We start from the raw sequence: 20,649 nt of genomic DNA, 5'->3' as shown, positions 1-20,649 counted from the left end.
ACTGCGGCCACGCCCTCCCATGTTGGCGTTTCCGGGGTGTGCAGCTCCAGGACCATGATGGTGATGATGATGGCCAGCACGCCGTCACTGAACGCCTCGAGCCGGTTCTTGTTCACAGGACCCGGTCCCGTCGCACGTGGCACTGCTTTCGGGCCACCCTGTCATCAGCCATAGTCGGCTCCTCTGAAGGTCTGCACTGTAGGGCGACACGCACCCGGTGGCTAGAGTACACCCGGTAGGTGGCGTGGCCGCGGCAACCCAAGACGCAAGCAGGGGAGGGCGTCAGCGTGAAAGGGGCAGCGTCACGGTCCCGGACGACGCCTTCGCCGCCGACCCTGACACCGGTCCCTCTGCTGCCATTCGCTCGTCCAGTTCAGGCCGAGCAGGTGGAAGGCACCCTTATTCGAAGGCAACGCTGTCGAGGGGCATCGCCTCGTAGATCCAAGCGGCAATCGACTGCGTGAGTTGGCATGGCCGGGCATCCTTCAAGGCCGCGGCATCAAAGTCCAGATATCCGACGCTAAGGGCCATGCCGATGAAAGCATGTAGAGCGGGAGTCGCGCTCTGCCAGCAAGGTTGCTATGTGGTGGCGTGACGAAGCCGCGTTATCAGCTCGGCCGATGGTTTCCCTCACCGTCGGCCCACTGACGCACCAGTTTCCGGAACTCTTATGGAATCCTGTTTCGCCGTCAGCCCGCCATGGGCGCCCAGTTAGATGGTGGTGACTCGTCAGGCTGACATGAAGCGCCAGGGGCTGCCGGCGTTAGTGCTGGTAGATGTCTCGGCGCTGGCCCATGGCAAGGACAAGGACGACGAGTTGTGCGTCCTGGATCTCGTGGATGATCCGATAGTCACCGGTGCGGACGCGCTTATCGCCGTTGCTGCCTGTGAGTTGCTTGGCATCGGGCGGCCTTGCCGTTTCGGCCGGATCCCGTACGGCAGTCCTGAACGGGAATGAACTGAGGATGACACGCACTGAATTCGACCTCCTGCTTGCCCTCCTTACGACCGGCAGGATTGTGCGGACCAAGGCAGATCTGGCGCGGCGTCTGCGAAATGACCTACGACGTCGACAGTTACGTCAGCGATGCGGATGAACGCGCCGTTGAGGTGCATACGGGCAATTTGCGCAAGAAGCTTGGCGACGGCAGCCAGAACCCGCGCTGGCTCGAGACCGCGCGCGGCGTTGGGTACCGGTTCGCGCCGCTGGCTCAGGGCAACTGACATGCGGGCTTGATTCGAGTTGATTCCTCAAATTTCGCCCCAGAGGGGAAGGACCGTACTCGGCCCGGTCCACTGGCCGTGAGATACGAGTCCGAAGAATTCGCCCGTCATGTAAGGTTTTGGCTCACTTCTTGCTACCGGTCAGCCAAGCGTCCAGTTCCTCATTAGTGGCGGAGTGAATCAGTTGCACTAGGGCCCAGTTGCCCTGATGATTCGGCGCCCTGCGGAGGTGGTCCTCCCAGTCTTCGGCGTATTCACGAAGAGCGGCGATTAGATCAATGGTCGCTTCTTCCGACGTCGTCTCCTCGGCTGCCAGGGCAAGCCGGGCAGGAACCTGGCCCAAGCCCCGTCCTCGTTGACTACCTGCGCTTTTGCCAAAACGTTATTCACTAAGAATTCCTTGAACAATCTGGTGTTCACCACAGGGGGAGTCCTACGATGCTCAATTATGGACGAAAGTCCGCCGCTCGTGTGCAGGAGTGCTCAACGCGCTAGGCGGCGTGAGCCGCCTTTGCTGCCGCCCACGCGGAGCCAGGATTAGCGCGGTTTGGATGCTTTTCGAGGATGGCGGCATATAGCTCGGCGGAGGTTGTGGTGGCTTCGCGCAACACGTCAAAATCTTCAAGGTAGGACAACGTTTCTGCGATATCGTCCGGGTCATCCGGGTAGTCGCTGTGTTTATGCCCTGCCACCACAGCCCTGGCGCCGAGTCTGGACAGTTGCTCAAGTGCAGATCGCCAATTGTCCCGCGATAAGGGAGTAGTCTCCGCGAGGTACGGGTGCGTGTGGTTATAAACAACGTCACCGCGACGAGCAAACCCAGACTAGGTACCCATACGGCCGTGGTGTCTTCGGTGTCTGTGAAACCCGTTGGAATGATTTGGAGTTCATGGCCATGAAGCTCCAGGACCGGCGAATCGATAACAGTGGGCAGTTGCAGCGGAGACGGGATCTCACCGGGGAACAGCATGCCCCAGAATTCCGTCAGCATTGCAGGCGAGGCATGCTTCCTAGCCTCCCGGACCGTTCCGGAGGTTGCGACTGCAGTGGCTTCCCTATACCGGCGGAGCAACTGTCCGATGCCGAAGAAGTGATCCCCATGCCCATGGGTGGAGTAAATTCGAACCAAGTTGCGGTCGAAAGAGGCGACCCACTCGACCAGCCTCTCGTTTTGTGCCGCCGTCGTGAAGGTATCGATCAAGATCGCGTCACGGGAGCCGTAGAGCAGGGTTGACGTATTCGTTACCCACTGAAGATCGGCAGGCCCATACGGGAGGTCTCGGGTAAGAGAGGGGCGACGGTCGACGAGAACGGCATACTTCAAGCTCTCGTCTTCGCTTTGAGGTAGCTGCGTGATCATTTTTCTCCTTTTGGAAGAACCGAGGCTGGCTATCATCTGGATCTCTCAGCCACCCGACGGAACCGCAGTTCCGTCGGGTGGCTGAATGTCGCAACTCGTTTCTACTTATTGCTGATACCCAGACGCTCGGATGCCTCCGGATAGGGAGTCCAACCATCAATCGGTTGGACCATCTCGAACCGTAGGCCTGTCTGCTCTCGGGCGTCCATCACCAACAAGCGGGTGGGCGCCTCTCCCATGCCGAATTCGTGGAACGGCACGTCCATATCGATGAGTGCGGTGGCTCCCATGCCGACCATTCGCTGTTTGACCGCTTCCACATCGTCCACATAGAACGTCACGTTATGAACGCCAGGGCCGCGCTCCTCGAGCTCCTCGTACCACGAGGTGGGCTGGCCCAAGATAGTTGGCGGAGGTTTCAGGATCTGAAAAACAATGTTTCCGACCTTGGCATGAAGGATAGGTCCGAATCCGAATGCCTTCTCCAGATTCTCGGAGATCTCCTTTTCCACCCGCTCCGCCCCAAGGCAATCGCTGAGGAACTCAAAGACCGCTTCCGGGTCGGGATGAACGATCTCGAGATGGAGGAGGGCCTGGGCGGTGGGTTGGTCGGTGTTGGTTGGTGGTGTGGTGTCGGTTCGTCCTGGATAGGGGTTCCAGCCGGGGACGTTAGGGCATAGTTCGAATCGGAGGCCGGTTTGTTCTCGTGCATCCATGACGAGGAGGCGGGAGGGTCCGTCGCCGAGGCCGATCTCGTCGAAGGGCACGTGAGTGTCGATGATCTCGGTGGCACCCTTGCCGAGCATCCGTTGTTTGACGGTCTCGACGTCGTTGACGAAGAAGGTGACGTTGTGGACGCTTGGTCCGTGTTCGTGGAGTTGGGTGTGCCAGGTCGGAAGGTTGGGTCCGGGGGTGAAGATCTGGAACACGATGTTTCCGACCTTGACGTGCTCGCCGACGACCCCGAAGGTATTCGAGATGTAGTCGGCGATCTCTTTCTCAACTCGCTCGGCACCGAGGCTGTCGCGGAGGAACTCGTAGGCGGCGACCGGGTTGTGGTGGACGAGTTCGAGGTGGACGAACTCGAGGGCGGTGGGTCCGGGTGACGTCGTTGTCTGGGACATGATTCGTGGCCTTTCAGTGCCCGGTGGGGAGGTGTTCGAGGAACCAGTCCCGGGCGGCTTGGGAAGTGGTGTCGAAGTTGGGTCCGGTGTAGGAGTCGAAGTGGCCTCCTGGGATCGGGACCAGCTTCTTGGGCTGCAAGGCTGTTTCGTAGGCCGCGAGAGCGATCTGGCCGTCGGTTACCCGGTCGTGAGGTGCAACGATCATCAGCAGCGGGGTGGGCGAGATCGCGGGGATCCACGACTCGACGTCGTAGCCACGCACGAACTCGACGGACTGCACGGTGAGTTCGTTGCGCCAGGACGGGGCCCGGTCGGCGTGGGTGGTGAACCATTCGTAGGAGTCGCGGTGTCCCAGCGCGGCGTGCCCGGCGGGGTCTTCAGTGACGACGGGCATCATCGTCGGTGCGGCGCCGCTCATCCGGGCGAGTCGTTCGCCGGCGAACGCGGCGTCGGTCGGTGCCCAGTGGTCGATGCGGATCTGGCTGGTGAACGATGCGGTGCCTGAGATGGCTGGGACCTGGGTGACGACGGCTTTGACCCGGTGATCGGTCGCGGCGACGACGAAGGCGTGCGAAGCGCTGTAGCTGGTTCCCCAGAGGCCGATGTGGTCGGCATTGACATCGGGACGGGATTGGGCGTAGGTGATCGCGTGCTGGGTGCAGCGGATCTGCTGCCACGGGTCGATCTCCTGACGTGGCGTACCCGGCAACGGGTCACTGGCCCCGAATCCGGGGTGGTCGTAGACCAGGCAGCTCAACCCGGCCGCCTGGAACACCTCGGCGTAGTGGTCGAGCCACATCTCTTTGACTGCTGAGAATCCGTGCGACAGGACCACGCACGGCGCCTCACCGCTGGAGTCGTCGGCGGGGTAGAACCAGCCACGCATTGTCGCACCTTGTGCGGTGAACTCGATGTCTTCACGGGCCACAGAAATTCCTCCTTGATTTGTTACGGCTTGGTGAATACATCTTCACTGGCGGCGAAGGTCGACTTCCTGCATTTGCGTGCCAGGTTCTGGCCTATCTGTGCCAGAACCTTAAATCGAAAATCAGCACGTCAGGATAATGTCGCGGCGGAGGTCCGGTAATCCCGGGGCGCGCAGCCGTACTCTGCGCGGAAGGCACGAGCGAAGTGGCTGGGATCGGAAAAGCCCCAACGTACCGCGATATCCGCGATTGAACCGGCTCCAGCGGCGAGATCCCGACGCGCCCTAGCCAACCGTCGTGCTCGCACGAACGCTCCGACAGTCTCGCCGGCCTCCTCAAAGACCCTATACACTCCGCGAACCGACATCCCGTGAGCGGCAGCGATCGAAAGGGCTGTGATGTCCCCCGACCGAAGGCGCTGCTCGATCCAGTCCTTCATCAGGGCAATTGGCGGCTCAGTTGCTCCTCCGTTTTCCGCAGTGACGTGGTGGCGGGCCGCCGGAATTAACAGCTCCAAGGCCGCACTGCGTGCCGCGCGCATTTCGGAGGCGCTCAGCCGGTCAAGCGTCCGCGCCAGCAACGCGAGGTACCCGGTAAACAACTCAGTGGCCGGTGCTGTGCGGTCAAGGAGTAGCGGTCGGAACAGGAAGTTCCCGCCACTCGTTTCCTCCAGTGCGATCAGCGGGATAATAAGTGTCTGTTTGATTTGTGGTGAGTGGACCTGAAACCGGATCGGCTGGTCGCTGCGCCACACAACAGCATCGCCTGGGCGCATGTCGAACGTTGCGTCGCCCACAACCAGCGTTTCGCTCCCTTCGCGCAGGACCGTTACACCGAGGTATGGGTCCGCTGCCCGAGCGGCCCGGCGCTTTCCTCGCATGCCTTGGCAGGGATCACAGCCAGCCTCAACAAGGGCAAGATCCTGGATCCAGCGGCGGCGGGCCCAGGACTGAAACGACGCTGCCGTCCAGGTTGCGTCGATACGCACTGCCATGTCTACAAGTGCGGTCGATAAGAACTCTTCAAAAGTGGCCTCCCTTTTGGATGCATCAACCTCAGTGAGATCCCAGTAGCCATCTGCACCAGGGGCAGGCAGCAATCGCTGCGGAATGTCTTCAATGACAGTCATGCCGATTCCCTTCCTTTTTCAAAGCTCGATACAACTGAGGCAGTCTCACAACCGTCCAACGAGAATAGGTAACGCACGAGTGACTGGTGGGGTCACGGGGTCGAATCACGTTAGAGATGGGAGACGAATGGCTTTGGCACGGCCCGCGTCCAGTGGTTCTCAGCCGTTGTTCTCGGCGTTGTATTGGATGATGGTCCGTTCGGCAACACGGAATGACTCCAAGGCGGCTGGAGCCCCGCAGTAGACCATTGCCTGAATCAAGACTTCTTGTATCTCCTTTTCGGTGACACCGTTGTTGAGTGCTCCGCGGACGTGCCCGGCGAGTTCCTGGTTTCGGTTCAGGGCAGTCAACATGGCGAGATTCAGCATGCTGCGCGTTCGCAGATCCAAACCCGTTCTGGTCCAGATCCTTCCCCAAGCAAAATCTGTAACGAGTTCCTGAATGGCCCGCGAGAAGTCACTTGCTTCCTCAAGAGACTTTTGGACATGTTCTTTCCCCATCACTTTTTCTCTCAGGGCGAGGCCTGATGTGGCAGCGGTCTGGGTTGCGTCGAAGTTCGTCAATTTCTGTTTCCTTGCCCTGTCGTCTGTACGTCCGCATGCCAGAAAACTGCTCCTATGTGGGACTCGCCCCTGCAAGGGCATTGAAGAGTGGCGCCCAAGCGTCATCCAAGGGCTGGGATATCAACCCGGTTGACCGTGACGCTTCGTTGACTCCCGAGTCTGGCGCCGGAACGCCGCGACCAAGGGGTGCAGGAGCTGATGCCGGCGCTGTTGTCTGCTGATAACTCTCACGAAACTCTCCGGGTGTCATCGCAAACTCGTGCTTGAATATCCGGCTCAAGTGACTAGCGTCGAAGAAACCCCAGCGGTGGGCAATTGTGGCCACCGGTTGGTCGGATGTGAGCAAGTCGCGCCTGACCGCCGCGAGTCGATGAGCGCGAACAACCGACCGGACGCTGTCACCTGTTGAAGCAAAGGCTCGCTGTACCGTTCGCGGAGAGACATTATGTGCTGTGGCGATGTCCTCTACCCGGAGGGTCCTGCATTGAAGATGCTCGCTAATCCATTGCTCAAGACGCGGCCGAAGCATTGGCAGGAAGTCGCTGCCGCCAACGTTGGCCTTATTACCGAGGACCAGTCCGGCGATGAGCGAAAGCATCGCGTTACGGGCACCTTCCAGTTCCGACTGCGACATTCGGGTGTATTGACGGTCGATCCCGTGCAGTAGGTCTTGGAGGATCTGTGCCAGGGGGCTGTCTGCTGTCCGGAGTACCAAGGAGTCCGGAATACTTGTTTTGGCAAGGAAGGGGATGAGGGCGGAGGAAGGTATCCTGACGCTCTTCTTCCGTACGAAATGCGGAATGACAAACTTGCCCGGCCCGCGGGTGTCGGACAGAAGCACGATCCCGGGCTGTAGGACCGCGCTTCCGTATGCCGTATCTATGACTTGTTTCCCGGCAGAGGCCGTGAAGAGCAGCAATGCCTCATCGCCTCCGCGTCCGTCCTTCGCGCTGCGCACTCCCTCGATCGGCGGAGAATCCCAGTCGGTGATCAGGATGTCCCCAAGGTCGCGCTTCAGGAACTTCCCTGGACGTTCGCTTGCTCCAATCGGCTTTAGATCCATCCTTGCGATGCGCTCATTTGCTTCGATCCTCCAATGAGCATCGAACTCCGAGTTGGTACTGAGAGTATTTCGCAGGTCTAACAAAACGGCCCTTTCCACAGTCACAGACAAAAATCCGTGGCGAACCCGAAGCATCACCCTTCAGGCCCCCACTCCGGGTTCCGACATAACCATAAGCTGAATGACTATGTTAGGGAAGAGTGGATGCGGCCTCGTTTCCGAACGTCTGAAGAAGAATGGTAACTAGTTCACCTCTGTCCCAGTGCTTACGAGGAGTTCGCCGGAATCGCGACGTGCTATCGCACTCTGCGCAGAGAACTGAAGTGTCCACAGGTTTCCGTGATGCGGATACTTGGCCACCATGACGCGGGTGAGTTCTTCGGCATCCTTGGCATCTTGATAAGCGGCAGCGAAATCCTTGATGTAGGCCCGGGTGGTGGCGATCATGTCAGTGACGGCATAGTCATCACCGTCCGGCCTTCGGTGGCCACTGACGATCATCCGGGGATTGAGGCCCTCCACAAGATCCACTGTTTCCAGCCAGTCCTCCCACTCCGCGGGCCTGGAGAGTCCGAGCATTGGATGGATTTCGTTGTAAATCGCGTCACCTGCCACAACCAGGCCGATGTCCGGCACGTGGACCACGGTGGTTGGATTGATGTCGGCCTGCTTTACCTCAATGATCTCCACCAGCGACCCATCGACGTGCAGGGTGTGGCCTTCCAAGGGATCGGGAAGGGGGCCGGCCGTCACGCAAGCGTCACCGAACAACAGATCCCACTCCACTCGTTGCTGCTCCATTGTGTCTTTGATGGCCTCCACTACGTGGGGAAGCGCCACGGCTCTTGCTTCGGGGAAGCGCTCCAGGAGCGGTCCAAAGCCCAGATAGTGGTCGGCATGTGCATGGGTCAGGTAGATCGTGGTGAGTTTCTTGCCCGAGCGCTCGATCAGGTCCCCGAGATCCTTGACGTCCTCTTTGAGGAATAGCGCGTCAACGAGGATTGCCTCCGTAGGGCCGCTGATAAGAGTCGCCGTGGTGGGAGAGAAAGTACCAGTTGGGATGCCGGGAAACTCGCGGGCCGGGATCTCGGGCCAACGGCCGGCGTAGACCGTCGCACGGACCGGCGGGCTTAGCTTCGAGGAACGGGTGTTGCTGCTCATTATGACCTCCAGTGTGGTTGGCGGCTCCGAACGAGGCGCCACAGTTGCCACGCTACGGATGAACAACGAGGTCGCTATAGGAAAATCGCGTCCCTCAGTCGCATATGTGCGCCAGGGTCAGCCACGGGAGCAGGGGCAGTTCAATTCAACGAGGCGCAGTTGTACATCACCTTGACGCGCTGGTCCCAATCCGGCGGTCACGAGCGGCTCTACGGTGATGAAGATCACGATTGCGGGGCTGCTAATCCTGCAAAGGGGGCCGTGGTCACCATGCAACACCTACAAAGGAGAAGGAGGAGCCTGGATGCCATTCTGGGAGATTTATACGCCCGAGGGCGCTTTTGCCGATGAGGACAAGGAGGCGCTGACAGAGAAAATCACGTCGATCTATGAATTAGTGAACCTGCCGAAGTTCTACGTTGTCGTCGTGTTCCACAACATGTCCCGCAACAGCATCTACGTCGGAGGCGAAGCCGCAAACAATTTCATACGCATCCGCGTTGACCATATCGCCCGCGACATGAACGAGGACATGGTCGTGAACGGGATGCCCGCAGGAAGCTTCACCACCGAACAGATTAGGGCGTACTTCCACAATCTGGCCGAGGAGATGCTGGCACCCTTCGTGAAAGAGCGCGGCTACGACTGGGAGATTCACGTCGACGAAACTCCTGAGGATCTTTGGCGTGTGCAAGGCCTCGTCCCCCCACCAGGAGAATCGGACTTTGAGAGGCTCTGGCGCAAGGAGAACCGTCCCGTCCCGTACTACTGAGCAGGCCAACAGGACTGCAACTCACCACCAACTGCCGACGAGTTAGATCAGGAAACACTTGTGAAAAATAGTGAAGCACTCGTAAGAAGAGATATTGAAATCAAGACAGAGGACGGAACCGTTCTTCGTGGCTACCTACACGCAGAACCGAACGTGGCCGCACCCTGCATCGTCATGGCCCATGGATTCGGTGGAATAAAGGAGCACATCGACCACTATGCAGCGGCCTTCGCGGTATCCGGTTTCACCGTGATCGTCTACGACCACCGAGGCTTTGGCACTTCAGGGGGCAAGCTCCGCCATGAGGTTGACCCCTATGTGCAGATGGCGGACTGGCGAGACGTGATCACACAAGCTACAGAACTTCCCGAGGTTGACGGCGCTGCCGGAGTTGGCCTCTGGGGATCCAGCTTTGCAGGAGGGCTGGCCATGGTGATCGGCGCCAACGACCCCAGGGTCCGATGTGTCGTTGCCCAGATTCCACAGGTAAGCGGGCACTTGAATAGTCGGCAGATGTTCAGCGTTGAGCAGAGAGCCGAACTCGAACGGCGCCTCGAGGCCGATCGCCGCGGCCGTATCGCCGGAGAAGCGCCTGAAATGATTCCGGTCTTCTCGTCGGACCCCAACACGCTCTGTGCCCTTCCTCCGAGCGTTGAGCAGGACTTCATCAACTTCGCTCTCCAGGATTCGCCGTCATGGAGCAACGAGGTGACGCTACGATCGGTAGCCCACTTGCTGGAGTTCGAACCAGCCGGATGGATTCCTCACCTGGCACCGAAGCCCCTGCTGATGATCGTAGGCCGGGCTGATACCTGCACCTTCCCGGAAGTCCAGTTGGCAGCATTCGAGTCCGCCCGTCATCCGAAGCAGGTTCTCGTGCATGAAGGCGGCCACTTCGACACCTATACGGACCACTTCGAGCAATCCAGCGAAGCCGCAAGTTCATGGTTCTTGGAGCACCTGCGTGGTGGCGAAGAGTTCCCCTCAATGGCTGCTGTTCCAACAGCGGTGGCGCTGGATAGGCATTAGTAGATCACGCAGCCACCGCCTTAAGCCACGCAACTGGACCTTGCCGGAGTGCGCCTGAATCACGCACTGTTCAACCAGGCGCAGTTGTACATCACCTTGACGCGCTGGTCCCAATCCGGCAGTCACGAGCGGCTATATGGTGATGAAGATCACGATTGCAGCGCTGCTAATCCTGCGACGGGGTCTACGGTCACCCATGCAACACCTACAAAGGAGAAGGAGGAGCCAGGAATGCCATTCTGGGAAATTTACACACCCAAGGACGCTTTTACCGATGAGGACAAGGAGGCGTTGACTCGAGGAATAACGTCGATCTACTACGACTTGGTCGATCTGCCGAAGTTTTACGTCGTCGTCGTCTTTCATGAGATGCCCCGCAACAGCATCTACGTTGGAGGCGAAGCGGCGAACAATTTCATACGCATCCGCCTTGACCACATAGCCCGTAAAACAGTTGACTACATCGAGCACCACACGAACAAGAAGACGGTGGTGAACGGAATCGCCCTCGGAAGCTTGACCTCGGAACAGCTCCGGGCAGACTTCCACGACAAAGTGGAGGAGGTCCTTGTGCCCTTCGTGAAAGAGCGCGGCTACGACTGGGAGATCCACGTCGACGAAACCCCTGAGGACCTTTGGCGCGTTCAAGGCCTCGTTCCGCCACCTGGATGGTCCGAGTTCGAACAGCTCTGGCGCAAGGAGAACCGTCCCGTTCCCTACTACTGAGCAAGCCGATTTCCAAGCAGGGTCTGGCAACATCGCTGGCGGCTGGGGAATCAATAACAGTTCAGACAAAAATGCTCGGCCGGTATGTTCCGGTCGAGCATTTTTGTTTCCGGCAGGGAAGGACCAGAGAGGTGCGATATTGCGGACGTCGCTCATGGAGCGGTGCTGATCATGTCACGGCTTGCGGCAGAACACCGTCGCAATAGGCAAACCGTTGTTACTTCTGTCACATTCTGATAGCTTCATCCGCTATGGAAACGATGATGTTTAACGCCGGCGGCAATGTTCAACTCGAGATTCTCGCGTCAGGCCCTCCGGGGGCGATCCGACCCCGTTCTGCTCTTCTCTTTGTGCATGGCCTCGGTCATGACGCAACGTGCTGGCGCAACTGGATGCACGCAGCCTCCGAGGATGGCTATGCGGCGTACGCGATCTCGCTCAGGGGCCATGGCGGCAGCGGAGGACGCCTGCGTTCCGCCCGGCTGAAGGATTATGTTGAAGACGTCCTTCGCGCCGTCGAGGCTGTCGATGCCGATGAGATCGTCTTGGTTGGACACTCACTCGGTTCACTGGTGGTGCAGCGGGTGTTGGCGCTGCAGCCGACGACGGTGAGCGCGGGCGTGCTTGTTGGCTCCATCACCTCCGGTCCGGCCTTCGGAACGGTGTTTTCGGTGCTGAGAAGCCATCCCTGGCAAGCGATGCGGTTTCTCGCGGGTCGAAGCCTTCGGCTGCCGCCGGACATGTTGTTCGAGCGGATGGGCGCTGAGGAGGCGGCGGAGATCTCCCGATCCCTTTGCGGGGAGTCACCCTGGGTCCAGTACCAGCTGCTTTTCCACCTTCCGGCGAAGGTGAAGTCCGAATATCCGCTTCTGTCCGTCCACAGCAGGCACGACCGAATGGTGCCAGCGCGGTCGGCGCGCGCAACCGCACGACGCTATGGCGCCGATGTGCGGGAACTCGCCGGGATCGGACATGACATGATGCTCGACGGCGGCTGGGAGGAGTCCTGGAGCGTGATCAGCGGCTGGTTGAAGGCGCTTCGGGTCGAGGCCATCTCGCGGACGGCAAGGCCAGCGGATTGAATACCGAAAAACCATTGCTTGAAAGAGCTGTGTAGCTTAAGCTTCTTTCAATCGCAGAGTTCACCCTGTGTCCCCGATCACACTTGAGGATTCGGTTGCCATGAGCAAGGCGCAAGGGAACAACCTAGACGGCAATCGCTCACGGAAGACTGCGTGCCCTGATCCACGAGCACTACGAGCTTCGCATCAGCTCACGCACGCCAACGACGGCGTGCATTAGAAAGGCAAACAACATGGCAATTGCCAACGAGGCGTCAAAGACGACCGACCTCCGGACCCCGGCATCCTCCCGCTTGACCGTTCAGGAAATACTCAATCAGGCGCCGCTTGGCAACAGGCGCCGCGTGATCATCCTTCTCGGGTTCCTGACCATGACCCTTGAAGGAGTTGAAATCGGCCTGTGGGGATTCATCTACCCACAAATAGTCACGCAGTGGGGTACCTCGCTGGCAACAGTTACCACCATGGTGACGCTGGGAGTTGTGGGCCTCACCGTCGGTTCGATGGTTGCCGGCCCGCTGTCGGACCAGATCGGCCGAAGGCTCCCGATTATCGTAGGCACGGCAGGATTCGGGCTGGCCACCTTAGGCGGCGCGCTGGCACAAAACGACCTTACGTTGGGAATCTTCCGGGTGGTGGCATGCCTGTTCCTCGGAGCTGTGATGCCCCTGGTCATCACACTCGTTGCCGAGTTTGCGCCTGAAAAGCGTAAGGCCGCCATTGTGGCCATCACGTTCACGGGTTTCCCGTTGGGGACAGTCATCACCGGCTTCCTGGCATCCACCATTCTCCCCACCTTGGGCTGGCAGTGGCTGCTCGGAACCGGAACAGTCCTGGCATTGATTCTCCTGCCCGCGCTGTTGTGGGGCCTTCCGGAATCAACGGTGTTCATGATTCGAAGGGGAGGCCGGACTGAAAAAGTGACGAAGGTACTGAGTGCCATCATCCCCGGCTTCGACATGAACACTGTGGATCTGACGGGCGCACCGCAGGCTGGCGCTGCCAAGCCGGTTGGAGGTGTCAGGGCCGTACTGTCCAAGAAACTTGTGGTGGTATCGCTGCTCATCTGGCTTTGCTACTTCATCTGCGCCGCAGTGGTTTATATGTTCCTGAACTACCTGCCGCTGATCGTCAAGCAACTTCATATCGACGCCGCGGGCACAGGCAATGTGGTTTCGATGTTCGGCATCGGCGGTGTGATCGGAGCCTTGGCTATCGGGTTTGCCATGGAGAAGCTGGGCAAATATGTATCCCTCGGTGCGGCCTTCACGCTGGCCGCCGGAGCGGCCTGGATCCTGGCATCAGTCAATCTGACCTTGCCCCTGCTGCTGGTTCTGGGCTTCACCATCGGCGTTGTGCTGGTGGGTGCCAACAGCGGTATGAACGCACTGAGCACATCCGTTTTCCCCACTGAAGCCCGCGCAACCGGCGTGTCATGGATGCACAGCTTCGGCAAGGCCGGCTCCATCGTCAGCGGTGTGCTGGGTGGCGTGATGCTGGGTGCGGGATGGGGCGTGGACCAGATCTTCTTCGCCCTGGCCATTCCACTCCTGGCCGGAGCTGCAGCCGTGGGGGCAGTCAGGGCGATGACCATGCGCCGTTCACGTTCGGACGCATAAGGGTCACACAGGACGTCAGCGATAAATAGTCCCAATCCGAGCCACCTTGCTCCTGCTCCGGAGCAAGGTGGCTCCGCTGTTTGCCGAGTCAGCCGGTGGCAAGGTTCGCTGACTTCCGAACGGGTGCTGTCGCACCTTCCGGCGCAGTTCGCTGGCAGCGCCTCCGGCAGGCGCCGACTGGAGAAGCAATTGGCATCCCGCGCCGAGCTGCTCAGGGCCCGATGCTCCCGCGCCACGGTCATGCCCTCGCGGCGAGTGCCCTGAACACGGAAAAGACCTCCGAGTGGAGCTGGACTCTCTACAAGTCCCGCTCCACCCGAAGGTCCTTCCTTGTCGCCCCTGCGCGCCGCAACCATTCCCAGAACTCAAGCGCCCGACGTCGAACATCCAGTTGGGCGCCTCCGCGCGGACTTGCTGTGGTCACGCCTATGCGGAAGCGTCAGCGCTCTTTCTTGGCTGGCGAACCGTGAATGAGTGTCCGTATTCCGGTGCCAAGAACAAAAGCCGTGGCAAGGCCCAAGAGGGCCCAGGAGATGAGTTCCGAGCCGGCGACGTCGACGGTCTTGAGCCACCGGATGCCGTAGTTCGCCGACGTTGACACCGGGAAGGTGAAGATCCAGAACGTCAACGAAAACGGCAGGCTGGCGTACTGGGGAATCAGAACCACCTGCATCAGAATCATCATGAGGAGGATTCCCGTGAGTCCTGTCTGGATGATTCCGGAACCCTCCGGGCGGATGACTATCCAGGCAACGCAGGCCGTTGCGGGGGCGGCCACATACGCGGCCAAGACGGGCTTCAACTCGTCCGGCATCTCAATCCCCGCCATGAAGCGCACCGTCACCACCGTTCCCATCACCAGCCAGAAAAAAGCGCCGGTTCCCCACGCGGCGATCGCTGCTTGGGGCAAACCCATGGTGGAGAAGCCGATGCTGGCGATGAAGGGACCTGCGGCAACGGGAAGCAGGTAACCCGGGTGGACCCATTCCAGAGTCACTCCTCCGGTCACCCAGTGGGCCAGAAGTCTTGCTCCGAGCAGCGTGAGAGCGATGATGAAGCACAGGCACAGCAGGGACCAAAACGTCTTGTTGTATTCGATGTAGTGACTGCTCAGGAGGATGCCCACCAGGGGAATGAACGACGCTGACGGGCCGTTTCCGGGGTGCCTTAGTTCTTTGTCGAAGTGTCCCTTGGACCCGTATCGGAAACTTTTTGCCAGATACCGGATAAGCAGGATGGACCAGATGCCGGCACTTATCCCGTAAAAGACCTCCGCTGGCCATGCGGGAGCACGAAGTGTCAGGCGTGCCGCCTGCCAGGCGCCTCCCAGCCCAGTGATGCCCAGGGGAATGGCAAACAGGTTGAACGGGTGCGACGGAGGCTTTGGGGGAGGTTCAGCGAGGGGAGGCGGTGGTTCAGTGACGAGATCGGGCAACTGAGCTTCCGAAGTCGTCGCAACGCGCCCTATCGTGGGCGCCTGTCTGCTGGTCAACTGAGCAGTTTCATGGCCGCACCCCACAATGCACCCGGGTTTATCCGATCAGGATGAAGCGCAAGCATTGCGGAGAAGAACTCCTCCGGCGTTGGTTGCTCGGCCAGGAGCTTTGATGCGTCCAAAAGGTACCTGCGGGTCTCTTGGATCTGTCCGGGCAGATCGGGCACTGCGGGATTCTTGTGGCCGGCCACAACGAACTTCGGATCGAGGCTTTCCGCGATATCAATCGCCCGCAGCCAGGCTTCCAGACCCCCGTCCTGGGACTCGGTCAGATAGGGGTGGACCCCGTTATAGACGGCGTCCCCGGCTACCAGGAGCCCGATGGAGGGAACGAAGAGCATGGTGGTGTTGTCGGTGTCGGTATGGCCCGCTTCAATGATCTGCAGTTCATGACCCTCAAGTTCAAACGACCCATTGTCCACCGGCTGGGTCACTGTTGTGGTGGGCGGAATCTGGTCGGGGAAGATCGAGTCCCAGAAGGAGGAACGGAACTCCGGGGAGCCGTGCATGGCCATTTCCTGGAGCGTGCCCGGGGTTGCCAGTACTGTAACCCCCGGAAACCGCTCGGCCAGGGGACCTGCGCCGAACCAGTGGTCGCCATGGCCGTGGGTGATGTAGATGTGGCTAAGTGTCCTCCCTGAGGCCTCAATCCAGTCCCCGACCCTCGTTGTCTGGTCCACCGTCATGGGCGGGTCAACCAGCACCGCGTTCTCCTGTCCGGAGATCAGCGTGGAGGATAGCGGGGACCAGATGCGGGGGTCACCGTTGGGAAGTGTGCCTCGTCCCGTTTGAGGCAGGGTGCCGGAGACAAAGACGTCGTAAACCAGCTCGGTTGTGGGTGCCATAGTATGCGTCACTTTCCCTGAAGCTTGTGGTGGTTAGAGGTGTAGCAAGAACCAGTCGAGGGCGGCGGAACTTGATTCTTCGAAGTTTTCTACGTACGGCTCGAAGTGGCCGCCCGGAAGCATCACGAGTGATTTGGGCTCCTGGGCCTGTTCGTAGGCCTCGAGGGCCAGGTCCGTGCCGGTCAGTTCATCGTCAGCGGCCACGATGAAGAGCAGCGGCTTCGGGGACACCCTTGAGGCCCAGACTCCCGGTTCGTACAGGCGCGCTGCCCGGGTGGATTGCAAGGTGACGGTGTTGTCCCAGCCGTATTCTTCCGGACCGGGTTGCGTGTAGAAGCGCAGGGCGGAGGGAAGCCGGTACGCGGCAGGCTGATTTGGATCACTGCTTACCACTGCGATCATCCTGGGTGCCTTGCCGGCGGCTTGGTCCCGTTCGTCGTCGATGAAGGACTGTTCCAGCGCCGTCCTGGCATCGCCCACTGCCCTCCGGGAGCCGGCCACATGGCCGTTAATGGCGGGCACCTGGGACACCACTGCTTTGAGCCGTCCTTCCGTGGCCCCCAAAACAAGCGCGTGCCCGCCGGAGTAGCTGGACCCCCAGAGGCCTATGCGCGAGGGGTCCACTTCGGGCCTGCCTTCGAGATAGGTTACCGCCCGGCGCCAGTCCTTGATCTGCTGCCAGGGATTGATGTCATGACGAAGTTCGCCATCACTCGCGCCGAAATTGCGGTGGTCGTGGACCAGGACCACGAATCCGTTGGCAGCAAAGCGGGAGGCGTATGCGTCGAGGCGATGAGCTCGGGTTCCGGCATAGCCGTGTGCCATGGTGATGGCGGGATGAGGCCCTGGCCCATCCGGGATGTAGAGCCAAGCACGGAGCGTGATGCCCCCATCGGCCGTGAATTCAACATCCAGTCGTTCTGCCATGAGTCTCTCTTTTCTTTCCAGCGCCCCTGGACGGGCAGGGTGAAGCCGCGGGAGCAACGCCGCGCGCCGCGGGGAATTTGTGAGGTGTGAGTAAAGGGGGTAAAGACGTGAAATAAGCGTACAGCTTTAGACTATGTCCTGCAACGATTTTTTGGCGTATGCTCCTTTCACGGCCGCGTGCCGGCTACCCATTCCAGATTTCCTTCCCCGATGCACGACGAAAGGCAGAAGCATGGCAAGCAGCTTCATCTACGACGGGATCCGAACCCCCTTCGGAAAATTCGGTAAGTCATTGGCTGGCGTTCGTCCTGACGATTTGGCCTCCCATGTGGTCCGCGAAGTGGTGGGCAGGCAGCCCGGGCTGGAAGCGGACAGGATTAACGAGGTGATCCTGGGCAACGCCAATGGTGCTGGGGAGGATAACCGCAATGTGGCGCGCATGGCTGCGCTGCTCGCCGGGCTTCCGACGTCGGTACCTGGCGTCACGGTCAATCGACTGTGCGGCTCTGGACTTGAGGCTGCCATCCAGGCAAGCCGCGCTGTGGAAATCGGAGATGCCGACCTGATTGTTGCCGGGGGTGTTGAGTCGATGAGCAGGGCGCCCTGGATCCTGGGAAAACCCGAGAGGGCGTATCCCGCTGGCCCTGAAACCCTGCACAGTTCGACGCTGGGCTGGCGTATGGTCAACCCCCGGATGAACGAGGCCTGGACTATCTCCAATGGCGAGACGGCTGAAATCCTGGCCGACAAGTTTGGCATATCAAGGACCGAGCAAGACCAGTTTGCCGTGAGAAGCCACACCTTGGCTGCCAAGGCCTGGTCCGAGGGCATCTACGACGACGAAGTCGTGCCCCATCCGGATTCGACGCTCCTCACCGATGAGGGCGTGCGACCCGGCACCTCCGAGGTGGCCCTGGCTGGCTTGGAGCCGGCGTTCCGCGACGGTGGCTCGGTAACGGCGGGTAATTCCTCTCCGCTCAATGATGGGGCGGCGGCCATGCTCATCGGCCGTGAAGGTGCCCTCGAAACGGAACCTCTGGCTCGCATCGTTTCACGTGGGGTGGCCGGCAACGATCCGAACGTTTTCGGCATTGCCCCTGTGGAGGCTGCGAATCAGGCGCTTGCCCGGGCAGGCAAGACCTGGGCAGACGTCGACGTCGTCGAGCTCAACGAAGCGTTTGCCGCCCAAAGCCTTGCGTGCCTGCGGCTTTGGCCTGACCTGGACCCGGAGAAAGTGAATATCCATGGTGGAGCCTTGGCGCTGGGCCACCCGCTGGGGGCGTCCGGCTCCCGCATTCTCATACACCTGGCGCGCGAGCTGAAGCGCCGTGGAGGCGGTGTTGGAGTCGCTGCCATTTGCATCGGCGTCGGGCAAGGCCTTGCTGTCGTTCTGGAGCGATAGCCGCCGCCCCGCCCCCCGCGCGGTTGCGGCACCCAAGGCGTTTTCGAATTCTCAATCAACACTCTTGTCTGAAATAGGTAAAGCGGATACGCTTACTTCAGCTGCCTTTCACTAGGCTCCAAAACTTCCCACCACCGCAGGCCGCGCCGATGCAGCCTCAGGTCGCGTTTCTTCTAAGGAACGCCCCCACACTGACAAGGAAAGATAAAGGCTCTCCATGATCATCAATAGTGCGGATCTCGACGCCGTCGACTCCTACAAACTCCTCATCGGAAGCATCATTCCCAGGGCCATCGCCTGGGTGAGCACCGTCTCACCCGACGGAGTGGCCAATCTTGCGCCCATTTCCTTCTTCACGGCGGTGGGGCGAAAGCCGCCCATGGTGTCGATCTCGCTGCAGCCGCGCTCAGACGGGAAGACCCTCAAGGACACCTTCGTCAACATTCGCGAAACGGGAAACTTTGTGGTGAACGTGGCGACCCTTCCACAGGCAGACGCCCTGCACTCCTCCGCCTTCGAATTTCCCTCGGGCATCGACGAGTTTGAGGCAGTGGGGCTGGAAAAAGAGGCTTCACAAGCCGTGTCTGCGCCCAGGATCAAAGACGCTCCCATCGCAATGGAATGCATCGTTAACCGCATCATCCCTGTGGGCGAGATGAACGATCACGTGGTCTGGGGCGAAGTTGTCCGTTTCCACGTCAAAGACGAGCTTTACCTGGAACGAGGCCGGATTGATACGGCAGCAGTTACCGCCGTCGGGCGGTTGGCGGCTGAGTACACCCTGGTTGAAAACGTGTTTACCACGCCGCTTGAGGATGAACTCCTCAAGTCCAAGCACAAGCAACGCATGGCACGGCTGGACGGTCAGCCGAGCGACTGGTCACCCATCAATACAGCAGCCTGGTCCCCATCCGGCTCGACCCTCACCAAGGAGCAGTAGATGAGCACTGTAATGGAGCAGTTGCAGAAGCAGGACCCCTCGTTGACAACCACTGGCAGCGGCGATGTGGCCGTACTTTTCATCCACGGATTCCTGGATGACCAGAGTGTCTGGGACGACGTCGTCTCCGAACTCGCCACCGCGAACGCCCAGTTTCTGAGGCTGGACCTGGCAGGGATGGGGGACCGGAGCGGGGACGAAGGCCCCTACAGCCTGGAGCGATACGCCGACGACGTCGCTCGCGTCGTGGCGGGTCTGGACAGGCCCGTCGTGGTCGTCGCGCAGAGCATGGCAACGCTCGTAGCCGAACTAGTTGGGGTCCGCCATCCAGACAAAGTGGTGGGTGCTGTATTTGTTACCCCGGTGCCTTTAGCGGGGACACACCTTCCTGAGGAAGCTGTTGGTCCTTTCCGGCATCTGGGTGGAGATGCAGCAGCCCAACGAGGGATCCGGCAGTACCTCGGCGGCGGGTTGAACGAGTTCGGGTTGGACAAGCTCACCTACATAGGGGGCCGCATCCGTCCGGAAGTCGTGACCCACCTCGTGGACTGCTGGAACGAAGGGATTCCGAACGCCCCTGCGGAGAGCGAATTTAGCTCACCAGTGTTAATAATCCGCGGTGAAGCAGACCCGTTCGCGACCGCCGAGCTGATCTCTTCAGCTGTCGCCCCGCGATTCCGGCACGTCAAGGAGGAAGTACTCAGCGGGGCGGGCCACTGGCCTCACGTCGAGCAGCCTCAGAACGTGGCCGGTTTCATCGGCCGATTCCTCAAAGAAGTTTCTGAAGCATCTGCCACTACGTCTGGCGGAGGAGACGCCCAAGGCTGGATCAACGCTTTTGCCAGCAAATCCGCTGACGACTTTGGCGAGGCCTTCCACCGCGACGTGGTGCTTGAGGCTTCCGTTATCCGATCGCCCATCACCGGCCGGGAGAACGTGAAAGCGGTAATGAGCGCAGCCAGCTCTATTTACGAATCGCTGGAGTTCACCCATCAAACCGTCAATGGGCCGCGCACTTACCTTGAATGGCAGGCCACCGCGTTCAGTGGTCTCAAGATCGACGGAGTCACTATCCTCACCAAAGACGAAGCCGGCCAGATCGTCTCGGCTGCCATCCACCATCGCCCGCTTGACGCAGCGCTCCGGTTTTCGGCTGAACTGGGGAAACGCCTCGGGAAGTCCGTGGGCGATGAATCCCGTTTCTACTCCGCCGACTGATTCCTTCGGATTCAGCTGGTTCGCAACTACTTCCTAGCGAAAG

Annotated in this window: 22 protein-coding genes and 2 pseudogenes; 9 read left to right on the top strand and 15 right to left on the bottom strand. The window is 60.1% G+C overall.

The window, feature by feature from the left end:
• The 3 genes from AC1DD7_RS23965 to AC1DD7_RS23955 all read right to left on the bottom strand — a co-directional run.
• Positions 1–116 (bottom strand): TMEM175 family protein (locus tag AC1DD7_RS23965; protein WP_477516853.1); only part of this gene is annotated, 116 nt, incomplete at its 3' end.
• Between the two features lie 283 nt (positions 117–399).
• The gene (locus AC1DD7_RS23960) at positions 400–531 is read right to left on the bottom strand and encodes a hypothetical protein (protein WP_442019231.1); all 132 of its coding nucleotides are present in this window, start codon (positions 529–531) and stop codon (positions 400–402) included.
• A 232-nt stretch (positions 532–763) separates the two neighbouring features.
• A complete protein-coding gene (locus AC1DD7_RS23955) occupies positions 764–976 on the bottom strand; it encodes a type II toxin-antitoxin system RelE family toxin (protein ID WP_442005907.1) in 213 nt (70 codons plus the stop codon).
• Here AC1DD7_RS23955 and AC1DD7_RS23950 point away from each other — a divergent pair.
• Positions 909–1,224, top strand: a pseudogene (locus AC1DD7_RS23950) (winged helix-turn-helix domain-containing protein); the annotation flags it as partial. The gene AC1DD7_RS23955 and the pseudogene AC1DD7_RS23950 sit on opposite strands and share 68 nt — an antisense overlap.
• Before the next feature lie 124 nt (positions 1,225–1,348).
• Here AC1DD7_RS23950 and AC1DD7_RS23945 read toward each other — a convergent pair.
• The 9 genes and pseudogenes from AC1DD7_RS23945 to AC1DD7_RS23905 form a co-directional block, all read right to left on the bottom strand.
• The gene (locus AC1DD7_RS23945) at positions 1,349–1,567 is read right to left on the bottom strand and encodes a hypothetical protein (protein ID WP_442005908.1); all 219 of its coding nucleotides are present in this window, start codon (positions 1,565–1,567) and stop codon (positions 1,349–1,351) included.
• 148 nt (positions 1,568–1,715) lie between these two features.
• Positions 1,716–1,916 carry a hypothetical protein gene (locus AC1DD7_RS23940; RefSeq protein ID WP_477516854.1) on the bottom strand — a complete coding sequence of 67 codons (201 nt, stop codon included), beginning with the start codon at positions 1,914–1,916 and terminating at the stop codon, positions 1,716–1,718.
• A gap of 128 nt (positions 1,917–2,044) precedes the next feature.
• A pseudogene (locus tag AC1DD7_RS23935) lies at positions 2,045–2,584 on the bottom strand (MBL fold metallo-hydrolase); the annotation flags it as partial.
• Between the two features lie 101 nt (positions 2,585–2,685).
• Positions 2,686–3,708: a VOC family protein gene (locus AC1DD7_RS23930; protein ID WP_442003612.1), complete on the bottom strand. Its 1,023-nt coding sequence runs from the start codon at positions 3,706–3,708 to the stop codon at positions 2,686–2,688.
• A 13-nt stretch (positions 3,709–3,721) separates the two neighbouring features.
• The gene (locus tag AC1DD7_RS23925; RefSeq protein ID WP_442003613.1) at positions 3,722–4,636 is read right to left on the bottom strand and encodes an alpha/beta hydrolase; all 915 of its coding nucleotides are present in this window, start codon (positions 4,634–4,636) and stop codon (positions 3,722–3,724) included.
• A 128-nt stretch (positions 4,637–4,764) separates the two neighbouring features.
• Positions 4,765–5,763, bottom strand: a complete 999-nt coding sequence (locus AC1DD7_RS23920) for a helix-turn-helix domain-containing protein (RefSeq protein WP_442003614.1) — start codon at positions 5,761–5,763, stop codon at positions 4,765–4,767.
• 159 nt (positions 5,764–5,922) lie between these two features.
• Positions 5,923–6,327: a carboxymuconolactone decarboxylase family protein gene (locus tag AC1DD7_RS23915; RefSeq protein ID WP_442003615.1), complete on the bottom strand. Its 405-nt coding sequence runs from the start codon at positions 6,325–6,327 to the stop codon at positions 5,923–5,925.
• Between the two features lie 52 nt (positions 6,328–6,379).
• A complete protein-coding gene (locus AC1DD7_RS23910; protein ID WP_442003616.1) occupies positions 6,380–7,390 on the bottom strand; it encodes a helix-turn-helix domain-containing protein in 1,011 nt (336 codons plus the stop codon).
• Between the two features lie 243 nt (positions 7,391–7,633).
• On the bottom strand, positions 7,634–8,551 hold the full coding sequence (locus tag AC1DD7_RS23905; protein WP_477516852.1) for an MBL fold metallo-hydrolase: 918 nt from the start codon (positions 8,549–8,551) through the stop codon (positions 7,634–7,636).
• A gap of 304 nt (positions 8,552–8,855) precedes the next feature.
• Between AC1DD7_RS23905 and AC1DD7_RS23900 the strand changes: the two genes are divergently transcribed.
• From AC1DD7_RS23900 to AC1DD7_RS23880, 5 genes are all read left to right on the top strand, one after another.
• The gene (locus AC1DD7_RS23900; RefSeq protein ID WP_442003618.1) at positions 8,856–9,323 is read left to right on the top strand and encodes a tautomerase family protein; all 468 of its coding nucleotides are present in this window, start codon (positions 8,856–8,858) and stop codon (positions 9,321–9,323) included.
• A gap of 60 nt (positions 9,324–9,383) precedes the next feature.
• On the top strand, positions 9,384–10,352 hold the full coding sequence (locus AC1DD7_RS23895; protein ID WP_442003619.1) for an alpha/beta hydrolase: 969 nt from the start codon (positions 9,384–9,386) through the stop codon (positions 10,350–10,352).
• 231 nt (positions 10,353–10,583) lie between these two features.
• Positions 10,584–11,078 (top strand): tautomerase family protein, encoded by a 495-nt coding sequence (locus AC1DD7_RS23890; RefSeq protein ID WP_442003620.1) that lies wholly within the window; start codon positions 10,584–10,586, stop codon positions 11,076–11,078.
• Between the two features lie 251 nt (positions 11,079–11,329).
• Positions 11,330–12,160: an alpha/beta hydrolase gene (locus tag AC1DD7_RS23885; protein WP_477516851.1), complete on the top strand. Its 831-nt coding sequence runs from the start codon at positions 11,330–11,332 to the stop codon at positions 12,158–12,160.
• A 233-nt stretch (positions 12,161–12,393) separates the two neighbouring features.
• Positions 12,394–13,779 carry an MFS transporter gene (locus AC1DD7_RS23880; protein ID WP_442003622.1) on the top strand — a complete coding sequence of 462 codons (1,386 nt, stop codon included), beginning with the start codon at positions 12,394–12,396 and terminating at the stop codon, positions 13,777–13,779.
• A 439-nt stretch (positions 13,780–14,218) separates the two neighbouring features.
• Here AC1DD7_RS23880 and AC1DD7_RS23875 read toward each other — a convergent pair whose 3' ends face one another.
• Genes AC1DD7_RS23875 through AC1DD7_RS23865 form a run of 3 tightly spaced genes read right to left on the bottom strand, consistent with a single transcriptional unit; the run spans position 14,219 to position 17,046 of the window.
• A complete protein-coding gene (locus AC1DD7_RS23875; RefSeq protein ID WP_477516850.1) occupies positions 14,219–15,271 on the bottom strand; it encodes an SLAC1 family transporter in 1,053 nt (350 codons plus the stop codon).
• A complete protein-coding gene (locus AC1DD7_RS23870) occupies positions 15,268–16,119 on the bottom strand; it encodes an MBL fold metallo-hydrolase (RefSeq protein WP_477516849.1) in 852 nt (283 codons plus the stop codon). The genes AC1DD7_RS23875 and AC1DD7_RS23870 overlap by 4 nt, the downstream gene beginning before the upstream one ends.
• 33 nt (positions 16,120–16,152) lie before the next feature.
• Positions 16,153–17,046, bottom strand: coding sequence for an alpha/beta hydrolase (locus AC1DD7_RS23865; RefSeq protein ID WP_477516848.1), 894 nt, complete (start codon positions 17,044–17,046; stop codon positions 16,153–16,155).
• A gap of 232 nt (positions 17,047–17,278) precedes the next feature.
• Between AC1DD7_RS23865 and AC1DD7_RS23860 the strand changes: the two genes are divergently transcribed.
• From AC1DD7_RS23860 to AC1DD7_RS23850, 3 genes are all read left to right on the top strand, one after another.
• Positions 17,279–18,448, top strand: coding sequence for a thiolase family protein (locus AC1DD7_RS23860; RefSeq protein ID WP_442019220.1), 1,170 nt, complete (start codon positions 17,279–17,281; stop codon positions 18,446–18,448).
• 217 nt (positions 18,449–18,665) lie between these two features.
• Positions 18,666–19,388, top strand: a complete 723-nt coding sequence (locus AC1DD7_RS23855) for a flavin reductase family protein (RefSeq protein WP_442003627.1) — start codon at positions 18,666–18,668, stop codon at positions 19,386–19,388.
• Entirely contained in the window at positions 19,389–20,606 is a 1,218-nt protein-coding gene (locus AC1DD7_RS23850; RefSeq protein WP_477516847.1) for an alpha/beta fold hydrolase, read from the top strand.
• The last annotated feature ends 43 nt before the right edge of the window (positions 20,607–20,649 follow it).

The organism is Paenarthrobacter sp. 10L412, from assembly GCF_056395565.1.
Note: the sequence above shows the minus strand (reverse complement) of the source record. Positions and strands in the feature narration are given on the sequence as shown.

Coding starts and splice junctions, on each gene's coding strand:
- AC1DD7_RS23960 (WP_442019231.1), bottom strand. CDS start 531: ATGGCCCTTAGCGTCGGATATCTGGACTTTGATGCCGCGGCCTTGAAG.
- AC1DD7_RS23930 (WP_442003612.1), bottom strand. CDS start 3,708: ATGTCCCAGACAACGACGTCACCCGGACCCACCGCCCTCGAGTTCGTC.
- AC1DD7_RS23920 (WP_442003614.1), bottom strand. CDS start 5,763: ATGACTGTCATTGAAGACATTCCGCAGCGATTGCTGCCTGCCCCTGGT.
- AC1DD7_RS23910 (WP_442003616.1), bottom strand. CDS start 7,390: ATGGATCTAAAGCCGATTGGAGCAAGCGAACGTCCAGGGAAGTTCCTG.
- AC1DD7_RS23905 (WP_477516852.1), bottom strand. CDS start 8,551: ATGAGCAGCAACACCCGTTCCTCGAAGCTAAGCCCGCCGGTCCGTGCG.
- AC1DD7_RS23900 (WP_442003618.1), top strand. CDS start 8,856: ATGCCATTCTGGGAGATTTATACGCCCGAGGGCGCTTTTGCCGATGAG.
- AC1DD7_RS23890 (WP_442003620.1), top strand. CDS start 10,584: ATGCCATTCTGGGAAATTTACACACCCAAGGACGCTTTTACCGATGAG.
- AC1DD7_RS23885 (WP_477516851.1), top strand. CDS start 11,330: ATGGAAACGATGATGTTTAACGCCGGCGGCAATGTTCAACTCGAGATT.
- AC1DD7_RS23880 (WP_442003622.1), top strand. CDS start 12,394: ATGGCAATTGCCAACGAGGCGTCAAAGACGACCGACCTCCGGACCCCG.
- AC1DD7_RS23870 (WP_477516849.1), bottom strand. CDS start 16,119: ATGGCACCCACAACCGAGCTGGTTTACGACGTCTTTGTCTCCGGCACC.
- AC1DD7_RS23865 (WP_477516848.1), bottom strand. CDS start 17,046: ATGGCAGAACGACTGGATGTTGAATTCACGGCCGATGGGGGCATCACG.
- AC1DD7_RS23860 (WP_442019220.1), top strand. CDS start 17,279: ATGGCAAGCAGCTTCATCTACGACGGGATCCGAACCCCCTTCGGAAAA.
- AC1DD7_RS23855 (WP_442003627.1), top strand. CDS start 18,666: ATGATCATCAATAGTGCGGATCTCGACGCCGTCGACTCCTACAAACTC.
- AC1DD7_RS23850 (WP_477516847.1), top strand. CDS start 19,389: ATGAGCACTGTAATGGAGCAGTTGCAGAAGCAGGACCCCTCGTTGACA.